A 16,243-nucleotide genomic window follows, 5' to 3' on the forward strand; every position below is an offset into this window, starting at 1 on the left:
TGCACTTCCTGATCCGATCATGCTGCCAATAACCACCACTCGCATTTTACTACCCATTCTAAACCTCACTTCTTAAGTAACCCTCTAAACCAAAATCAGCCAACTAAACTGCAATTGAATTACTCTAAACAAAAAAGTTTAGATGATTAAACTTTTTTATTGACAGAAATGTTTACTTGTCTAAACTGTATCACATCAAACGCTCTTTAACAATCTGGCCCATGAACGACTAAACCCGCCTAGAGCGGACTAGGTCACTCCAAGTGTCTCGGTGATGGAGGACAGAAATTCACTGAGGGAAAAATTGTACGCAATAGCGGCGACCGGGTATCACCTCCCAGATAAAGGGGTGAATTTGCTGGATGGCTTAACTGTGCGAATGACCCGCTATGCGTGCAATCAGGTTTTACAGCTGCCACTTGCATGATCAAAAACGCGAGTGGTAGTGATAAAGCCAACCAAGGAGAACGCTATGGCAATTCGTAAAGTAAAAATATCGCTAGACCAGTGGGATATACAGTCTGAGCTCGTTTTTGAGGTTAATGATGATGTTTTCACTGAAAAACTTGCTGCGGAAATTAACAATTTTTGGAGTGGTGATGAAGACAGGCTAGAGAAGAGCGGCGCATCTGTAATCGATGCTGCACTTAAACTTTACGCCGCTGAATGTTTTCAATTGGTTGCGTTCAATAATTTTTATGATGAGGAATACGTAACTAAGAAATTCGATTGGTCACGAGGTGAAGGAGTTGAAGGCTTCCCAAGTTTTAGCGATGCAGGTATCAAACTGATAGAAATCGGTAACTGGGGAGTCGATTTCGATTTTGTAAAAATCGCGAAATGAAAAACTTCAAAACCTGAGTTGTTCAGAAATCCCGAACAACTTAAGTAATTTCACCTGCAGGACGCGAAATCATGACTCTCAAGCAACAGAAAGGCCAGCAACAGAAAGCCCAGCAACCAGACTTTCTCGACTTAGTGCTAATGCTACTCGCCAAGTTGATCCCGTTCGACCTGTTATAACGCAAAACCTTCCGTTTAATTTCTACCATTTAAAGCCAGCCAAACCTAACCCAGATTCAGCGAGGTGACCTATGCAACACCCAATCGCAGCGCAATCATGCGCCATTGCGCAAGATAAACGTGCCACCACCGAAGCGCAGTTGCTAATGCACCTTGGCATAGCCTGTCGCCTCGCCAAATTGACCAGCCTAATGCACTGCCCAACAGTCATTCAACGCAAAAATGCGTTAGAGCAATACCTGCAAAACAACATTTGCACCTATGCCTTTCGGCAGCGCTTCCACGTCACCAAGTTGGATGAAAGCCCGTTAAAAACAACGCCACTAAACGAAGTGGCCAACATTCAAATAACTCGCAGCGGCCGCGTAAAACTTACCCGCGTAGCCCTGCCAATCGCGACCGAAATAACCGTCAGTGACCGAACCTGCAGCTGGATAAATCGCTGCTTTCAACATCAAGTCATTAGCAGCCTAAAGCAGGTGCCCCATGTTTGATGCACAGGCCCATGCCACCAGCGACAAATTAGTGGGAATGCTCGCGAATGAGCTTAAGCAAGAAGCGATAGCCGCATTGCGCGATAACGCCATGTCCGCCCACTGCGACCGCTCGATAGCCGAGTTAAACCAGTTGATCATCGACTATCCCGAATCAAAACACACTTGGGTGCGACTGATTGAACGCTGGCAAGAGATAAAGCAAAAACACGGCCAGCGCAGCGCGCAAGACCTGCTCAACGCTGAATATGCACGACTCGCCAGCATACCAAGCTAAGCCCCCAATGTGAACGTGTAAGTAATCCTTACAAGTTCAACGCAAACCAACCCTATTCCATCTATCAGCCTAGTGAGCAATCACCAGTTTGGAGTCCACCATGTTCTTCGTATACGGCGTGTCCATGACCATAGCTAAAAAAGAAGCGGCTAAAAAGTGCAGCCTATACGAAGGCGTACAGCCGAAGCGTCGCGAACTCAGCCCCGCGGAATACCAAGCCAAGCTAGATGAAATGGCAAAGGCCAAGTTTGAAACCATGAAGCCACAAAAGCTGTCGCATTCGCTCTCAACGCCTTCGCTCTGCGCGCAATACATTGAGCTAGCAAAAAAACAGGACCAATGCCGCGACCTGCACGTTCGTTACCGCAAACCCACGGGCAAGGTTAACCCCAAGACCAAAAAAGAGATTGTCTCTTGGCAAGTCTACAACGGCGAAATCGCCGCGTAACGCAACCCAAACGTGCAGTGAAAACAGAGCAGAGAGCATCCATGAAAATCATATTCAACAACAAATATTTAGCCATGTTAGCCGCATTTGTAGCCAAGCAAGACGTGCGCTATTACCTCAACGGCTTTCACGTAAACCGCACCCTGAAAAGGGCGTAATCCTCACCGCCACCGACGGCCATACACTCGTCACCATTCACGATGCTGATGGCATTAGCGACGGAGAATACATCTTCCCAATCAGCAAAACCCTGTTATCAGCTGCAAATGGAAAGCAAGTTCCGTCATACAGGATGCCGACTAAAAACGTGGTGATCATCGACGGCATCGCCATGGTAACGGGGATTGATGATATTCAAGATTGGCTAAATGACTTTGACGATATCAATGAGCACGCAGTTAGAGATTTGGTTACATACCTAGAGTTTATCAACCCAATAGACGCCCAATATCCTAATGCTGGTCGCTTATTCGATCGCCTTAATAAACCTAAATCTGTTAGTCAAATCGCCATCAACCCTGAGCTTTTTAGCCGCCTAATAAAGCTAAAACACAACCAGTTAGCCGGTGCCAATCTTTGTTTTTATGGTTCTGACTCTGCAGCTGTAGCAGTAATGGGTGCTCAACGTGAAATCGTCGTGATGATGATGCCAATGCGACTCGATGAATCAGACCGCATCAAACCACCTGAGTTTGTTCATCACTGTGGCCGTCAGCAACCCGCAAAATCGAAACCATCAAACAACACATCAACCACCGCCGCAGAACAATCAAGCGCAGCGTAAGCACGTTATTCACGAAAGAAGGAATAGAGCATGAACGTAATTAGATTTAAAGCCCCTAGCACTTGTCGAGTAGATGCGCGTGGTGCATTGGTTCAATACTGTGATTATCGCAAACTGGAATTAGAGCTAGCTGCATTTAAACCATTATGGCAAGCGCCTGAAACTATTCCAGCCGTTCCTGTAGGTGAAGAACAAGAGTTCTGGATTGCTGTTCGTAGCCAGCACAGCAACAAAACTGTCGTTTATTTAGCACAATACCAAAATAGACCAGTGAATCTTGATGAAGATGGTGAGCCAATAGGTGATGAAGACCTTCTTGTTGATGTTGATGGTGAGTATGTCGATTCTGTCGGTTGGGTGATGAATCGCCAACACACAGACTTTGATAATTACTACGAAAAGATTGATTTCAACAGTGATTATAAATTGCTTGGATGGGCGAACTATCAACCGCCAGCATTCGATGGTGTAGTTATCGAAGGCGGTGCAGCATGAGCTACCCACAACTAATCAATGATCCACGCTTGGATGGATACACCAAAAGAACGCGTAACGGGCAAACTCAAGTATTTTACACCGGAAACGATGAGCGTGATTTTGAGCGCTATCGCGCAGAAGGTGGTCCATCAAGCAGTACGGTAATAATGCATGACAAACCAGATACTATCCGCATTGAACCGCCAGAAAAGCATATTTATGCCGAACTTATTGATGGTCAATGGTTCTGGGTAAACGGTTGCGGTGAATGCAACGGAAAGCCGCGAGACTGGGGCACCTATATCGAATGTGATAAGCATAATGTATGTGCAAGCTGCGGCTGTACCCGTGAGCAGCTAACTGAAGCACCTTGGGGTAGAAAACATGGCTGGGTTTGCAAACCTTGCGCAGAGATTGAGGATAAAAAAAGACACGAAGCCGCTATGGCTAGGGTTGCTGATTACGAATATAACGAATTGGATTTCTACTGCAATAACGAAATAACCTGCCCTTACTGCAAAGCTGAGATTGAATCAGACTGTGATCTTTATTCTTCTGATGGTGATGATCATGAGTGCCACGACTGCGGAAACACCTTTGAACTCACCGCTGTACCTAAAGTTGAGTGGACGTCTAAGCGCAAGGAGGCTGTATGAGCAACCAACATGATTTTTACGCCAAAAATTACCCTTGGCTCAATGCAGATCAACGTGAGTGCTTTGATTTCCTTTGTGACATTCACAACGGCGGTAATCATATGTTTGGCAAAATCCAAGCCTGTGGTGAACAAGGGTTATCAATCAACAGTACAAGCGCGCATTACATGTCTACCTTCGACTATAGCACCCTCACGACTGCCGTTGTTCTTGCACATGACCGCATGATCCGCTTTCAAATCGAACCATCTGGCCCACGCATGTTAAAGCTTGTTGCACATAAGCGCCATCAGCGTGAGGGCAGAATGAATGAGCGTCACCCCACCATGGAAGACGCGATTACCAATGTAAGGAAGCAATACCCATGTGATGAGGTGGAGGCATGAACCACTTACTCCCAGGCTTTGAATCACAAGAGCGCGTTGCGTTATTGCTGTCGCTTACCCGCATTAGTTCGCCCGAGGTGATTGCCGCATTAACGCTGCATTACACCAGCGCCCTACCCGCCGATCGCGCGGCGGCTCGCCACGGTATTGAACTGTCGAACTTTATGCGCGGGCAAAAGAAGCTGGAGCAAATGGCCGCCACAGTCGAGGCAATCAAGGCCATAGACTGGGAAAAGTATCTTGCCAAGTTAGCCGCAGCCAATGTGCGCATCGCACAGCTAGAAACACAATTAGCCAGTTATCAGTTAACTGATTCAATCCCACAGGAGCAAGTTGCATGAGCGTCAACAGCCAATACGCCAGCGCCCTGCGCGAACTCAAAACCAAACAAGCCCACTTGCTTGAAGAAGTCGGTGATCAATGGCGCACACCCGAAGATTTGTTTTGGGGGATTAATGCTGTCTTTGGCCCATTCGATATGGACCTATTTACAGACGGAGATAACGCCCACTGTGCGCGCTACTACACCGCAGAAGATAACGCGCTCACCCAAGATTGGACGGCAGACCTAAACGGCGGCAAAGGCTTTGCCAACCCACCTTACTCTCGCCCATGTAAAGACCAAGATGGCAACGACATGACGGGCATGATCACCATCATGAACAAAGCCAAAACTGAGCGCGACCAAGGGGCAAAGCTGGCGTTCTTAATCCGTGGCGTTCCGTCCGAAACATGGTGGCCAGAACTGGCAGATCACATCTGTTTCATCAAAGGTCGTGTGGGTTTCAAACTACCTTATTGGTTTATACCAGCCAATGACAAACAAAAAGCCAGCAGTGCCGGCTTCGCGGGTGCGATTGCCATTTTTGATAAAGAGTGGCGCGGCGGTCCTATCAGCTACATTCACCGCGACAGCCTCCGCGCCCAAGGTAAAAAGCTGCTCGATATGATTGAAGCAGCAGCCGAGAAAAAAGCCGCAACCTACATCACTGGCACCATTGAAACGCGACCAGATACTGCCGAACAAGGCGAGCCAATCATTGCGCCTCAAGTCAATGCGCAGATTGATATCGAGGAACAGATAGCCAAAGCGCCAAGCTCAGCCAATATCATATGGCCGATTGAAGTGCTCACTTTAGTAGAGCAAGCATTCAATACTAACCCCAATACTAAAACCGAGTTGCGCCAGCAAATGCTATGCGAGCGAGTAAACCAGCGCTTACTCAATAACGTTCTTAAACACGACATTATCGCCGAGCTTAACAGCATGCTAACTCGTTGCGAGCGCGTGGAGGATGCAGCATGAAATCAACCACTCAATTCAAGCTGAACCCTGTTAATGATCTGGCGCTTAGGCATGCAGGTGAAATGTCAGTAAAAGACATTTGCGCTCAGTACGGCATAAGTGAAAAACAGATAAGAGCAGCAGCCAGATACAGGGGCATATCACTGGCATTTGATAAACCCGTAGCGACTAAAAAGCTATGGACAGATCAAGAAATCAGGCAGCTACATGTTTTATCAGTCACGCATACATCAGCAGCAATAGCGCAGAGACTCGGCAGAACGGAGCACTCAGTTAAGGGGAAAGCCTACTCACTTGGCATCAACTTTATGAAAGTTGGCGAGCATAGCCCATTAGCCAAGCACTCAAATCACGATATTGAACTGTGTCGCCAGCTACATGAAGAAGGTTTACGGCCGTTCCAAATCGCCGAAAAGATGGAAATTGAAATAAGCCATCTATGCCGAGTTTTAAAGTTTGAAGCACGCTACCGCGAAATAGGAGTGATGGCATGAGAGGCTTAATCGTAGATAACTTTGCAGGCGGCGGTGGTGCTTCAACTGGCATGGGCTGGGCAATCGGTCGCAGTGTTGATATTGCAATCAATCACGACCCTGACGCCATTGCGATGCACTCAGCTAATCACCCCGATACCCTGCACTATTGCGAGTCGGTATTTGATATCGACCCAGTGCAAGCGACGGCAGGTAAGCCGGTTGCACTGGCGTGGTTTTCACCTGACTGTAAACACTTCAGCAAAGCCAAAGGTAGCAAGCCAGTCAATAAAGAGATTCGCGGCTTAGCTTGGGTAACGGTTCGCTGGGCGATGAAGGTACGCCCTCGAGTGATGATGCTCGAAAACGTCGAAGAATTTAAAACGTGGGGGCCGTTAATTCAATGCCCGGTAACAGATGCAATGCACCCCTGCCCTGAGCGCAAAGGCGAAACCTTTAACGCCTTTGTCAGCATGTTAAGCACTGGCATAGATGCAGATCACCCCGCACTAGCCGAATGCGTTGAAACCTTAGGCTTGCTCGATACCGCTAAATTGATTAAAGGGCTGGGTTATAAGGTCGAGTGGCGCGAGCTACGGGCCTGTGACTACGGCGCACCGACAATCCGTAAGCGTCTATTCATGATCGCCCGTTGTGATGGTCAGCCAATTGTTTGGCCTGAGCCTACCCACGGCGCACCGGATAGCGAAGCGGTTAAATCGGGCAAGCTATTACCGTGGCGCACAGCCGCTGAATGCATCGACTGGTCACTGCCCTGCAAATCCATCTTTGGCCGCAAAAAGCCACTGGCTGAAAACACCATGAAGCGCATTGCTAAAGGTATTCAGCGCTTTGTGATTGATGCCAAAGAGCCGTTTATTGTGCCAAGTGATGTGCAGCTAGCGCCATTCATCACCGAACACGCTAACGCCAGCAGCCAACGCAATATGCCCGTTGATGAACCCTTGCGCACTATCTGCGCCCAAGTCAAAGGCGGTCACTTTGCAGTGGTGCAACCTGTGCTCGCTGCCGCCAATATCTGTAAGCATTACGGCGGTAACTATACGGGACCAGGTGATGACCTAAACAATCCTTTGCCGACAGTGACAACGGTTGACCACAACGCGCTGATCACCAGCCACATGATTAAATTGCGTGGTACTAACATCGGCTTTCCGATGGACGAACCAGCACACACAATCACCGCAGGCGGCTTACACCTTGGCGAAGTGCGCGCGTTCTTCATCAAATACTACGGCAACGAGCAAGACGGCGTGGCATGTAACGAACCACTGCACACCATCACCACCAATGACCGCTTTGGCCTAGTGATGATCAAGGGTGAACCCTATCAAATAATCGATATCGGTATGCGCATGTTAGAACCCCATGAGCTATTCGCCTGCCAAGGGTTTACCCCCGATTACATCATCAACAACTACAACGGCAAATCGACCAAAAAGCAGCAAGTCGCCCGAGTAGGTAACTCGGTACCGCCGCAATTTGCCGAAGCCCTCACCCGCGCAAATCTCCCCGATCTTCGCACACAAACCGCCGAAGCGGCATAGGAGTCAGTATGAAATTCAATACAGAAACAGTTGGTCGTGATGGGTATGGTGATTATCAGCACTCACAACTTCCAAATTTTGACGGTGCCGAATGCATTTCTAAGGATGTGATTGAGCAGTGGCAAGCTGAAATGGATTTTCAGTTAGTTATTAACCGCATGGATACCGAAGTCACCGAAGATCATCCGGCATGGATTCATTACTTTGAAGATGGTGATGCTGGTTTTGGTGAGTGGAATCCAGAAGCGCCTAGTGCCGATGCCATTCTTTTATCAATTCACGATACCGAAGATGGCCCTGTTGCTTGGTGGGCTGTAGAACGCACCAAGGAAGCAGCATGAAGCAATCAACCGCAATTCGAGAAGCGCTTAAGAAGTGGTACGCCATGCCACGCGAATAAGCCGGCAGCTGCCAACAGTTTTTAAAACGACTCGCCGAGGAATTGGCAAAGGAAGGTAAGTGATGACAACTAAACGCAGAGTGTTTTTAGACGGCAACCGCTCAAGCCAAATCAATGTTGAAGGTCTTGGCGCTTATGTTCCTGCCACCGATCTACTCGATGTTAAACAAAAACTGGGTACCGAGATTCAGCAATTGAAAGACCAAGTAAACGCGATGAAAGTTGATCTTGGTATTGCAGTTAAAACAGCCGAAACGCTTAAGAACGTGACAGCCTTGCGTGACCAGTTGCAAAACGAGCTTGAAGAAGTAAAAGCGCTCTTTGTAGATGCAATCGGCGATGGCTGGTATGACGGCTATATGGAACGTATCAAAGATGAAAAAAACGAAGATGACGATACTTGCGCATTTAATTCAGAAGATGTGATGCACTGGTCAGAGCAGTATGAGTCTGAACATCGATATGCAAAATCAATTGCTGATATCCGCGCCAAAGCTGTCCGCGATTTTGCAAAAGAATCGGCTGAAGGTTGCTCAATGCCATTCATCAAGGTACTTGCAGAAGAATGGATAACAAGGCAAGCGGCTAAGGGTGGTGAGTGATGGCTAACAGACTTATAAATGGAGAAATGCACACCGCAGAAAAAGTACATAGCGGACTTTGCTCAAAGTGCGGAAAGCAATCAGGTGTGTACTGGAAAATAACTAAAGTTAATAGTTTTAATCGCTTAGCCACATACTGCTATTCATGCACAGGAAACCACTGGGCTAAAGCATTTAAGATTTATCGAGAGCAACTATTAAACAAGGGTGGTGAGTGATGAGCTGGTCAAATTGTGGTGAAGATAGTAACGGGAGACCAATTGGCTATGCCTTCGCAGCAACCTGTGATCACCCTGGTTGTCACAAACAAATCGACCGTGGCCTTTCTTATGCGTGTGGCAATATGCATGGAGAAGATGAGATCAGCTGCGAGGGTTATTTCTGTGAAGCGCATAGACCAAACTTTGTCGAACATGACGGCCGTACCCATCAGATTTGCAGTCAATGCACCAAAGCATTAATCGACTCAGGTGAATGGCAAGAAGATGAGAATGAAGGTTGTTTAAGGCAGGTGCAGCATGAAGATGAATGACAGACTTAACCTAGCTATCGCAGAGAACACCGAGCTTAAAGCCAGAATTGCCGAGCTCGAGCAAGAAGTGGCAATGCTGAGTAAGCGCCCTGAGTTTGATCTATCAACTGTTCAAGGACGTGAGCAAGCAGTGATTGCTCGATTAGATAGGATGGGGATGAAAACCGACCTAATGGCATTAGACGAATGCATATTAAATAAGGCAGGTGCATGATGATTAAAGGTTACTGGTGTACAAAAGACATCACCGAGCGGTTTAGATGCACTAGCCGCACAATTTACCGCTGGATGCAAAAACCACAGCATCCATTTCCAAAACCACGGATGCTAGCAGCAGGCAGTCAAAACTTGTGGGCCATCGATGATGTAGAAGCGTGGGAGACTCAAGCAGCAAACCACCAAACAAATAACAGCCAAGCCGCTTAACATCCCCCCCTATCGTTCTGTATATCGTTACAACTCACTTCCAATAATGTCGCACAATCTATGATGCCAAGCGGTATATGCTGCCGCTTGGGTTTTTAAATATAAATTGTGGTCATACACGCCTTGAATGCCTGGCAACTTATGCCCGAGCATCACCTCTGCAGTCCTTTCATCTGTCAAATCTGAAAAGTTAGTGCGCGCGGTTTTACGTAAATCATGGATAGACCAATGCGTGATGCCGCATTCATGATGCTTATTTATCCAATTATTGATGACGTTCACTATAGATAAATGCGATGTCGACGCTAACGGCTTAGCTTCAATATCAGGCTTTTCGCTGAAAGAATCTGCCGACCCAAATAAAAATTTACCTGAGCTTAATAGAAAAGCCTCTTTCAGTAGAGGCACAATTTCAGGCACGATAGGCCTGACAATTTGGTTGCCACTATAACCAGTTTTATGGTTTTCAGCCGGAACAGTCCAGACCATTTTATCAAAATCAAAATGTGACTTTTCAGCTAGGCGTAGTTCACCTGTTCGACAAGCAAAGAACAGGTGGAGCTTAATAAAGACTTTGTTTTTAGGTGCAACTCTTGAGCGTCTAAGCGCATCCCAAAGCAAGACGATTTCATCATTACTTAGCGAACGCTTGCCAACACGTTTAACGACATGAAGATCTTCTCTCGCACTAATGTCAGATAAAGTGTTATCGCTGATTAGCCGCATTCTAACACCCCAGCCAAGCATTTTTTTGGCATTGGCCAATATACTTGCGGCCACTGCTGGCGTTCCCTTCGCGATGTCATCAAGCACAGTAAGCCATGTATGTAATTTAGTGTCCTGCACTAACATCATGCCAATTCGAGGTAATAAGTGAATTTCAAAGCTACGTAATACCTGCTTGTGGCACTTTTCATTTCTGATTTTTTTCGCACTATGCCAACGATAAAACAAGTCGCTGATCGTTGGTGCATTTTCAATTTCAATCCGATCGTTAATTTTAACTAATTTAGGATCATAACCTTTCTCTAGCTCACCTTTTAAACGTAAGCATTCCGTCCGAGCAGACTTTAATGAAGTCGCAGGATAAGATCCGAGATCAAGCCGTGATGCTTTGCCAATATATCGATAGCGCAATTGAAATGTAAGTTTGCCTTTTGGTGACACTCTCACACTTAAGCCATCACGATCGGCCTTCTCATAAGCCTTGTCGATCTCCTTGCCGGAGTTAGCTTTTAGCCATGAATCTGACAGCGCCATAAACCCTCTTTGTGTACAAATTTTTTTAGCCTCAGCGGCTATCGGTGTACATAGTGTAAATTTGCACACAAATTTGTACAAGTTTTGCTTGTCTTATGTCGAGTTTGAATGTCTTAGTTTGTCGCAGTGATTTGACGCATAACGAGGATTTTAAAGGGTTTTATACTAGCTAATGTCGTGATAAATCTTTGTTTGTCGCGGTATCAGTGATTGATATCTAAAAGAATCGACTCCAAACGATCTTTTATCATTTCAGGGAGTCGACGTTGAGCTTCCGTTACTGCCAAACTAATTGCTTGTAAATAGGCAGTTTCATCCGCGTTTCCATGGCTTTTTACAACTATTCCGCGCAATCCTATCAGACTTGCGCCGTTATAGTGGTCGGGGTTCATCTGACTAAGGACCGCCTGAATACGTGGGGCGATAAGTTTAGCCAGAAAACGAACGAATAAACCTTGGGTTAGTCCCCGTTTTAACTGATGTACCAATAACTTGGCAATACCTTCTGAGGTCTTGAGCGTGATGTTACCCACAAACCCATCACAAACAATCACATCCACATTACCGGAGTAGATTTCATCGCCTTCGATAAAACCTGTGTAATTGATTTGATCTGTGTGTTGCAGCAACTGCGCCGCTTGCTGAACTTGATCGTTACCTTTAATTTCTTCAATGCCCACATTTAGCAAGGCGACTTTTGGCCGAGATTTCTTATCTACCGCTTCGCACAGGACAGAGCCCATCACGGCAAATTGAAATAAGGTTTCCGAGTCACAGGAAATATTCGCGCCCAAATCCAATAAATAGACAGGTTTTTGGGTCACCGCAGGTAAACAACTCACTAATGCAGGACGGTCAACGCCAGGTAAGGTCTTCAGCAACACTTTCGCCATTGCCATCAGCGCACCCGTGTTACCGGCACTCACACAAGCTTGCGCGCGGTCGTCACGCACTAACTCAATCGCCAATCGCATGGAACTGTTTTTACGTGTACGCAAAGCATGCACAGGTCGATCGGACATACTAACGACTTCATCGGTATGAATGATTTCTATGCGTGAAAGTAAATTTGCTTCCGCTTGACGTAGATAGACATCAATTTCAGTCTTGTCACCGACTAAAATGATTTTAAGAAAAGAATGTAATTGTAGTGCCCGCAAGGCTGCAGGCACCGTGACGTGGGGGCCATGATCACCACCCATTGCATCTAACGCAAGCGTCAGATTCGTCATTAGGAAACCAACAAATTACTTGTTGATTACCTTTTTACCGCGATAGAAGCCATCTGCAGTCACATTGTGACGCATATGGATTTCACCGCTGGTAGCGTCTACAGACAGCTGAGCAGTGCTCAGTGCGTCATGTGAACGGCGCATTCCGCGCTTTGAACGTGATTTTTTGTTCTGTTGTACAGCCATTGGCCTGTCTCCTAGATTACTTGCTCTTCAGTTTTTCTAACACTGCAAACGGATTTGGACGCTCCTCATGAGCGGGTTCGATCTCGCCTACAACCATGTCTTTAGATCCAGCACTGCAATCAATTTCTTGATGCATTGGGATTATCGGCATAGCGACTATCAATTCATCTTCGATCAATTGATGTAGACGCACTTCGCCAATTTCATTGCACTCAATTGGGTCATACGCATCCGGGAGCTCATCGATTTCTGCCTTAGTCCGGCATGGACCGAAGCAAAACTCGACCGTAACCTCAGTGGTAAATAGCGTCATGCAACGTTGACATATCAGAGTGAGCTCCGTCACAGCCTTCCCTTTCAGGTAGACTATCCCCTGTAAATCTACGCCACATTCAAGCGACACTGCCACATCGGAACAGTCGCCGGCACATAACTCATTTAATCTTTTCAATTGCACACCAGGAACAACGCCCTGATAAACTAGGCGACTCGAGGCGGCGCGAAATGGATCAATTGAAACCGGTATCTTTACTGTTTGCATAAGGCGCGCATATTATAGTTTGAAAACGCTAGAGTCAAAGAAAAAATTCTAACTTAAGCCCCAGTTTGCGACTTAAGCCTTTCTCCAGCCCCAACATTGAAATTGACGGAAGCGAAATAGTACCCAAGCCCGAGGTCGCATACAAGCATAAGCCGACTAAAATAGTCGCATTCACGGAAAAGAAACCGTAAAAGACGAAACTCTTGCACTCTCTAGCGCAGATTGGTCACAATATGAGTCACTCTTTTGCGGATATCCTATTATGCCAACCCCATTAATCTTAGCTTCGACCTCTGTATACCGACAATCTTTACTGCAAAAACTCGGTCTTCCCTTCGAATGCTGCAATCCTGATATTGACGAAACGGCGCATATCGATGAATCGGCCCATGCCTTAGTGCTGCGATTAGCCAAAGCAAAAGCCGTCGCAGGTGCAGAACAATTCCCCGATGGGCTGATTATTGGCTCCGATCAAGTTGCCGTCATTGATGGCAAGATTATCGGTAAGCCCCATCATTTTGATAATGCCGTCGCGCAGCTCACCCAAGCATCTGGCAAGGCCATCACCTTTTATACTGGTCTTGCACTCTATAATGCCGAAACGGGCGCCATGGCCGCCGAGGTTGAACCCTTTACTGTTCATTTCAGGCATCTTAGCCATGCGCAGATTGTCGCCTACATAGAAAAAGAAGAGCCCTACTACTGCGCGGGTAGTTTTAAGAGTGAAGGCTTAGGCATAGCGTTATTTACCGAGCTTGAAGGTCGCGATCCGAATACCTTAGTTGGCTTGCCACTGATATTACTAACGGAAATGCTGTTAGCCCAAGGTGTAGACGTTCTCGCTTAACCGGCTTACACGTTAGCTTATTCGTTTACTGAGGTTTTGCTCAGCGTGCTCTGTTTATTAAATCGATTAAGCGCACCCAAAAATGCCGAGCAGCAGATTCGTTTCATTGACGGGAAGATGGGACGTAAATAAAGGTAACCAGCAAGTACTCATGCGTAGCGGCATGTATTGCCGCTTCAGCATTAAATAGCAGTGCTAGAGGTATTGCAGCAATTGCGCAGGATAGTCAATCAAAGCGATAGGTCCTGCTTGCAGTAACTTTTCGGCACTGTGGGCGCCATAGGTCACGCCAATACTATCAATTCCAGCATTGGCCGCCATGGTCAAATCCAGCAGAGAATCACCCACCATTAGGGCTCGGTTCGGGGCAATATTCAATTCTTTCAGCAAGCTTGAAATCATTTCAGGATGGGGTTTGCTGTGCACTTCATCAGCGCAGCGTGACGCAACAAAGTATCGACCTAAGCCCGTTTGCGCAAAAACGCGGTCAAGTCCCGCACGGGCCTTACCGGTTGCAACGGCTAATTGATAACCTTGAGCATGTAACTCATCGATTAAAATAGGTGCTTGTGCAAAGAGTGGCGTTGGCGTGGTGTCTAAATGCAAATATTGTGCTTTAAACTCGGCGCGCATCTGCTGATATTGATCATCTTCGCCTTGGCTGAATGCATTTTTAGGATGCTGATGCTGAGAATAAGCAGAACAAGCGCTGAGATTGAGCCCCTGTGGAAACAGGACTCGCAGCGCTTCTGTCATAGAAAGACCGATGATATCGCGAATATCGCTTTCGGTTGGGATAGGTAACTGCAATGCCTTAGCCATATTTTCAATACAGGTGATAATTTTACCGATGGAGTCCATCAGGGTGCCATCCCAATCGAAAATCACTAAATCGTATTGCTTTATCTTCATCCTTGAAACCTATCCCCGTCGATTACACACGCTTTAACTTATCCAATAACTGCGACAAGTTTTCATCTAAAGGCGCAGAGACCCGCATGACTTCATCATTTTCAGGATGAATGAACATCAACTCAGCCGCATGTAAAAAGAGTCGAGTTAAGCCTAATGACCGCATGCTGTCGTCAAACGCTTGCTCACTGTATTTATCATCACAGGCGATAGGATGACCAGCAAACTGGCAATGCACCCGAATTTGGTGAGTACGTCCAGTGACAGGGCTTGCCTTCACGAGAGTACAACCTTGGTAACGCTGCATAATTTTAAAGCGCGTTTCAGAAGGCTTACCTTCCGCATTTACACGCACTATGCGCTCACCGGATTTTAGGGTGATTTTTAATAAAGGCTGTTTAACGGCTTTATCTTGAGCAGACCATTCACCTTTCACTAAGGCCAAATAGTCTTTCTGCATCTTTTTATATCTGAGCTGATCATGCAGATGTTTAAGCGCGCTACGCTTTTTCGCCACCAACAACACACCCGAAGTATCTTTATCGAGACGATGTACTAGCTCTAAAAACTTTTGTTGAGGACGCAGTGAACGCAATGCCTCTATCACGCCGTAATCGACACCACTACCACCATGCACAGCAATGCCAGCAGGTTTATTCAGCACGATCAAATGATTGTCTTCGTGCAAAATACGGTCTTCGAGTTGCGAGACTTTGCTTAAGTTAGGCGATGGTGCGGTACGGTTATCTGGCTCTGCCACTCGGACAGGCGGAATACGCACTATGTCGCCAATCTGCAACTTGTACTCGGGTTTGATGCGTTTCTTATTCACTCGAACCTCGCCCTTACGGACAATGCGATAGATCATGCTTTTCGGCACGCCCTTCAGCTTGGTCATTAAGTAGTTATCGATACGCTGTTCGAAGTGATCTTCATCAATCGTGATCAACTGAACCTGTTGTGGGGTGGATTCTATATTCATGATGCGCCATCTAATTATAACGGCCGCCATTGTACAACAACTGAGAAGAATTGTGCCTTTCCATTGCTGAATTTTTTGATTATTGCTATATTTCACCAGCGATTAGGGATAAGCCGTGAATAAAGTGTTCACAACGCCCCGATCCCAAGCGGAAAATTTAACGGATAAAAAAACATTTTCTTGATAGCAAGTCATTGATTTGCGAATCGTATAATAAGTAAAAATACCATAAATGTGTTTTTTACGATTAAATCGAGAAAGTCGCCTTACTTTAATAAGGTTTACCCTAGATTTTCCTCCCCGATTTCGAAGGATATTTTAACTTGTCGTCAGACAAACCGATTCGACTTGGGCATTACCGGAAAGAAACTAAAGAATTTATGGGGTTGGTTGATGTTTTACAACGAATTCCTTGTTTTTGTAATCATTAA

At 46.4% G+C, this 16,243-nt stretch carries 24 protein-coding genes; 18 read left to right on the top strand and 6 right to left on the bottom strand.

Annotated features, from left to right (window positions below; translation table 11 throughout):
• Positions 1–472 precede the first annotated feature (472 nt).
• The 17 genes from DYH48_RS12510 to DYH48_RS12600 all read left to right on the top strand — a co-directional run bounded on the left by DYH48_RS12510 (position 473) and on the right by DYH48_RS12600 (position 9,852).
• On the top strand, positions 473–844 hold the full coding sequence (locus DYH48_RS12510; protein WP_115334951.1) for a DUF2528 family protein: 372 nt from the start codon (positions 473–475) through the stop codon (positions 842–844).
• Positions 845–1,094: 250 nt separating this feature from the next.
• On the top strand, positions 1,095–1,517 hold the full coding sequence (locus tag DYH48_RS12515) for a hypothetical protein (protein ID WP_115334952.1): 423 nt from the start codon (positions 1,095–1,097) through the stop codon (positions 1,515–1,517).
• Positions 1,510–1,794 carry a hypothetical protein gene (locus DYH48_RS12520; RefSeq protein ID WP_115334953.1) on the top strand — a complete coding sequence of 95 codons (285 nt, stop codon included), beginning with the start codon at positions 1,510–1,512 and terminating at the stop codon, positions 1,792–1,794. The genes DYH48_RS12515 and DYH48_RS12520 overlap by 8 nt, the downstream gene beginning before the upstream one ends.
• 100 nt (positions 1,795–1,894) lie before the next feature.
• The gene (locus tag DYH48_RS12525; protein WP_115334954.1) at positions 1,895–2,242 is read left to right on the top strand and encodes a hypothetical protein; all 348 of its coding nucleotides are present in this window, start codon (positions 1,895–1,897) and stop codon (positions 2,240–2,242) included.
• Positions 2,202–3,026 (top strand): hypothetical protein, encoded by an 825-nt coding sequence (locus DYH48_RS23615; protein WP_147287775.1) that lies wholly within the window; start codon positions 2,202–2,204, stop codon positions 3,024–3,026. Before DYH48_RS12525 ends, DYH48_RS23615 begins: the two co-directional genes overlap by 41 nt.
• 30 nt (positions 3,027–3,056) lie before the next feature.
• Positions 3,057–3,521 carry a hypothetical protein gene (locus tag DYH48_RS12535; RefSeq protein ID WP_115334956.1) on the top strand — a complete coding sequence of 155 codons (465 nt, stop codon included), beginning with the start codon at positions 3,057–3,059 and terminating at the stop codon, positions 3,519–3,521.
• A complete protein-coding gene (locus DYH48_RS12540) occupies positions 3,518–4,159 on the top strand; it encodes a hypothetical protein (protein ID WP_115334957.1) in 642 nt (213 codons plus the stop codon). The genes DYH48_RS12535 and DYH48_RS12540 overlap by 4 nt, the downstream gene beginning before the upstream one ends.
• A complete protein-coding gene (locus tag DYH48_RS12545) occupies positions 4,156–4,545 on the top strand; it encodes a hypothetical protein (RefSeq protein ID WP_115334958.1) in 390 nt (129 codons plus the stop codon). Before DYH48_RS12540 ends, DYH48_RS12545 begins: the two co-directional genes overlap by 4 nt.
• Positions 4,542–4,886: a hypothetical protein gene (locus DYH48_RS12550; protein ID WP_115334959.1), complete on the top strand. Its 345-nt coding sequence runs from the start codon at positions 4,542–4,544 to the stop codon at positions 4,884–4,886. Before DYH48_RS12545 ends, DYH48_RS12550 begins: the two co-directional genes overlap by 4 nt.
• Positions 4,883–5,851, top strand: a complete 969-nt coding sequence (locus tag DYH48_RS12555) for a phage N-6-adenine-methyltransferase (protein ID WP_115334960.1) — start codon at positions 4,883–4,885, stop codon at positions 5,849–5,851. The genes DYH48_RS12550 and DYH48_RS12555 overlap by 4 nt, the downstream gene beginning before the upstream one ends.
• Entirely contained in the window at positions 5,848–6,345 is a 498-nt protein-coding gene (locus tag DYH48_RS12560; protein WP_115334961.1) for a hypothetical protein, read from the top strand. Before DYH48_RS12555 ends, DYH48_RS12560 begins: the two co-directional genes overlap by 4 nt.
• On the top strand, positions 6,342–7,892 hold the full coding sequence (locus DYH48_RS12565; RefSeq protein ID WP_115334962.1) for a DNA cytosine methyltransferase: 1,551 nt from the start codon (positions 6,342–6,344) through the stop codon (positions 7,890–7,892). Before DYH48_RS12560 ends, DYH48_RS12565 begins: the two co-directional genes overlap by 4 nt.
• A gap of 8 nt (positions 7,893–7,900) precedes the next feature.
• Positions 7,901–8,233, top strand: a complete 333-nt coding sequence (locus tag DYH48_RS12570) for a hypothetical protein (RefSeq protein ID WP_115334963.1) — start codon at positions 7,901–7,903, stop codon at positions 8,231–8,233.
• A gap of 121 nt (positions 8,234–8,354) precedes the next feature.
• Positions 8,355–8,894, top strand: coding sequence for a hypothetical protein (locus DYH48_RS12580; RefSeq protein ID WP_115334964.1), 540 nt, complete (start codon positions 8,355–8,357; stop codon positions 8,892–8,894).
• Positions 8,895–9,111: 217 nt separating this feature from the next.
• Positions 9,112–9,426 carry a hypothetical protein gene (locus tag DYH48_RS12590; RefSeq protein ID WP_115334966.1) on the top strand — a complete coding sequence of 105 codons (315 nt, stop codon included), beginning with the start codon at positions 9,112–9,114 and terminating at the stop codon, positions 9,424–9,426.
• Positions 9,419–9,640, top strand: a complete 222-nt coding sequence (locus tag DYH48_RS12595; RefSeq protein ID WP_172481188.1) for a hypothetical protein — start codon at positions 9,419–9,421, stop codon at positions 9,638–9,640. Before DYH48_RS12590 ends, DYH48_RS12595 begins: the two co-directional genes overlap by 8 nt.
• The gene (locus DYH48_RS12600) at positions 9,637–9,852 is read left to right on the top strand and encodes a helix-turn-helix transcriptional regulator (RefSeq protein ID WP_115334968.1); all 216 of its coding nucleotides are present in this window, start codon (positions 9,637–9,639) and stop codon (positions 9,850–9,852) included. Before DYH48_RS12595 ends, DYH48_RS12600 begins: the two co-directional genes overlap by 4 nt.
• Positions 9,853–9,879: 27 nt before the next feature.
• On the opposite strand, the gene DYH48_RS12605 is transcribed toward DYH48_RS12600, so the two are convergent.
• From DYH48_RS12605 to yceD, 4 genes are all read right to left on the bottom strand, one after another.
• Entirely contained in the window at positions 9,880–11,112 is a 1,233-nt protein-coding gene (locus DYH48_RS12605; protein WP_115334969.1) for a tyrosine-type recombinase/integrase, read from the bottom strand.
• A 203-nt stretch (positions 11,113–11,315) separates the two neighbouring features.
• The gene (gene plsX / locus DYH48_RS12610) at positions 11,316–12,344 is read right to left on the bottom strand and encodes a phosphate acyltransferase PlsX (RefSeq protein ID WP_071938954.1); all 1,029 of its coding nucleotides are present in this window, start codon (positions 12,342–12,344) and stop codon (positions 11,316–11,318) included.
• A gap of 15 nt (positions 12,345–12,359) precedes the next feature.
• Entirely contained in the window at positions 12,360–12,530 is a 171-nt protein-coding gene (gene rpmF, locus DYH48_RS12615; protein ID WP_006081226.1) for a 50S ribosomal protein L32, read from the bottom strand.
• A 16-nt stretch (positions 12,531–12,546) separates the two neighbouring features.
• Positions 12,547–13,071 carry a 23S rRNA accumulation protein YceD gene (yceD, locus tag DYH48_RS12620; RefSeq protein ID WP_006087468.1) on the bottom strand — a complete coding sequence of 175 codons (525 nt, stop codon included), beginning with the start codon at positions 13,069–13,071 and terminating at the stop codon, positions 12,547–12,549.
• Between the two features lie 262 nt (positions 13,072–13,333).
• Between yceD and DYH48_RS12625 the strand changes: the two genes are divergently transcribed.
• Positions 13,334–13,918: a Maf family protein gene (locus DYH48_RS12625; RefSeq protein WP_115334970.1), complete on the top strand. Its 585-nt coding sequence runs from the start codon at positions 13,334–13,336 to the stop codon at positions 13,916–13,918.
• Between the two features lie 195 nt (positions 13,919–14,113).
• Here DYH48_RS12625 and DYH48_RS12630 read toward each other — a convergent pair whose 3' ends face one another.
• Positions 14,114–14,830, bottom strand: coding sequence for an HAD family hydrolase (locus DYH48_RS12630; protein WP_115334971.1), 717 nt, complete (start codon positions 14,828–14,830; stop codon positions 14,114–14,116).
• Between the two features lie 22 nt (positions 14,831–14,852).
• Positions 14,853–15,812 carry a 23S rRNA pseudouridine(955/2504/2580) synthase RluC gene (gene rluC / locus DYH48_RS12635; RefSeq protein WP_006087471.1) on the bottom strand — a complete coding sequence of 320 codons (960 nt, stop codon included), beginning with the start codon at positions 15,810–15,812 and terminating at the stop codon, positions 14,853–14,855.
• Positions 15,813–16,243 lie beyond the last annotated feature (431 nt).

It is taken from the genome of Shewanella baltica (assembly GCF_900456975.1).
Classification (GTDB): Bacteria; Pseudomonadota; Gammaproteobacteria; order Enterobacterales; family Shewanellaceae; genus Shewanella; species Shewanella baltica.

Excerpts from the sequence above, each read along its gene's own strand:
- DYH48_RS12625 (WP_115334970.1), top strand. The coding sequence starts at position 13,334 with ATGCCAACCCCATTAATCTTAGCTTCGACCTCTGTATACCGACAATCT.
- DYH48_RS12550 (WP_115334959.1), top strand. The coding sequence starts at position 4,542 with ATGAACCACTTACTCCCAGGCTTTGAATCACAAGAGCGCGTTGCGTTA.
- DYH48_RS12590 (WP_115334966.1), top strand. The coding sequence starts at position 9,112 with ATGAGCTGGTCAAATTGTGGTGAAGATAGTAACGGGAGACCAATTGGC.
- DYH48_RS12630 (WP_115334971.1), bottom strand. The coding sequence starts at position 14,830 with ATGAAGATAAAGCAATACGATTTAGTGATTTTCGATTGGGATGGCACC.
- yceD (WP_006087468.1), bottom strand. The coding sequence starts at position 13,071 with ATGCAAACAGTAAAGATACCGGTTTCAATTGATCCATTTCGCGCCGCC.
- DYH48_RS12570 (WP_115334963.1), top strand. The coding sequence starts at position 7,901 with ATGAAATTCAATACAGAAACAGTTGGTCGTGATGGGTATGGTGATTAT.
- DYH48_RS12515 (WP_115334952.1), top strand. The coding sequence starts at position 1,095 with ATGCAACACCCAATCGCAGCGCAATCATGCGCCATTGCGCAAGATAAA.
- DYH48_RS12535 (WP_115334956.1), top strand. The coding sequence starts at position 3,057 with ATGAACGTAATTAGATTTAAAGCCCCTAGCACTTGTCGAGTAGATGCG.
- DYH48_RS12600 (WP_115334968.1), top strand. The coding sequence starts at position 9,637 with ATGATGATTAAAGGTTACTGGTGTACAAAAGACATCACCGAGCGGTTT.
- plsX (WP_071938954.1), bottom strand. The coding sequence starts at position 12,344 with ATGACGAATCTGACGCTTGCGTTAGATGCAATGGGTGGTGATCATGGC.
- DYH48_RS12540 (WP_115334957.1), top strand. The coding sequence starts at position 3,518 with ATGAGCTACCCACAACTAATCAATGATCCACGCTTGGATGGATACACC.
- rluC (WP_006087471.1), bottom strand. The coding sequence starts at position 15,812 with ATGAATATAGAATCCACCCCACAACAGGTTCAGTTGATCACGATTGAT.
- DYH48_RS12580 (WP_115334964.1), top strand. The coding sequence starts at position 8,355 with ATGACAACTAAACGCAGAGTGTTTTTAGACGGCAACCGCTCAAGCCAA.
- DYH48_RS12595 (WP_172481188.1), top strand. The coding sequence starts at position 9,419 with ATGAATGACAGACTTAACCTAGCTATCGCAGAGAACACCGAGCTTAAA.
- DYH48_RS12560 (WP_115334961.1), top strand. The coding sequence starts at position 5,848 with ATGAAATCAACCACTCAATTCAAGCTGAACCCTGTTAATGATCTGGCG.
- DYH48_RS12525 (WP_115334954.1), top strand. The coding sequence starts at position 1,895 with ATGTTCTTCGTATACGGCGTGTCCATGACCATAGCTAAAAAAGAAGCG.
- DYH48_RS12520 (WP_115334953.1), top strand. The coding sequence starts at position 1,510 with ATGTTTGATGCACAGGCCCATGCCACCAGCGACAAATTAGTGGGAATG.
- DYH48_RS12510 (WP_115334951.1), top strand. The coding sequence starts at position 473 with ATGGCAATTCGTAAAGTAAAAATATCGCTAGACCAGTGGGATATACAG.
- DYH48_RS12565 (WP_115334962.1), top strand. The coding sequence starts at position 6,342 with ATGAGAGGCTTAATCGTAGATAACTTTGCAGGCGGCGGTGGTGCTTCA.
- rpmF (WP_006081226.1), bottom strand. The coding sequence starts at position 12,530 with ATGGCTGTACAACAGAACAAAAAATCACGTTCAAAGCGCGGAATGCGC.
- DYH48_RS12555 (WP_115334960.1), top strand. The coding sequence starts at position 4,883 with ATGAGCGTCAACAGCCAATACGCCAGCGCCCTGCGCGAACTCAAAACC.
- DYH48_RS12605 (WP_115334969.1), bottom strand. The coding sequence starts at position 11,112 with ATGGCGCTGTCAGATTCATGGCTAAAAGCTAACTCCGGCAAGGAGATC.
- DYH48_RS12545 (WP_115334958.1), top strand. The coding sequence starts at position 4,156 with ATGAGCAACCAACATGATTTTTACGCCAAAAATTACCCTTGGCTCAAT.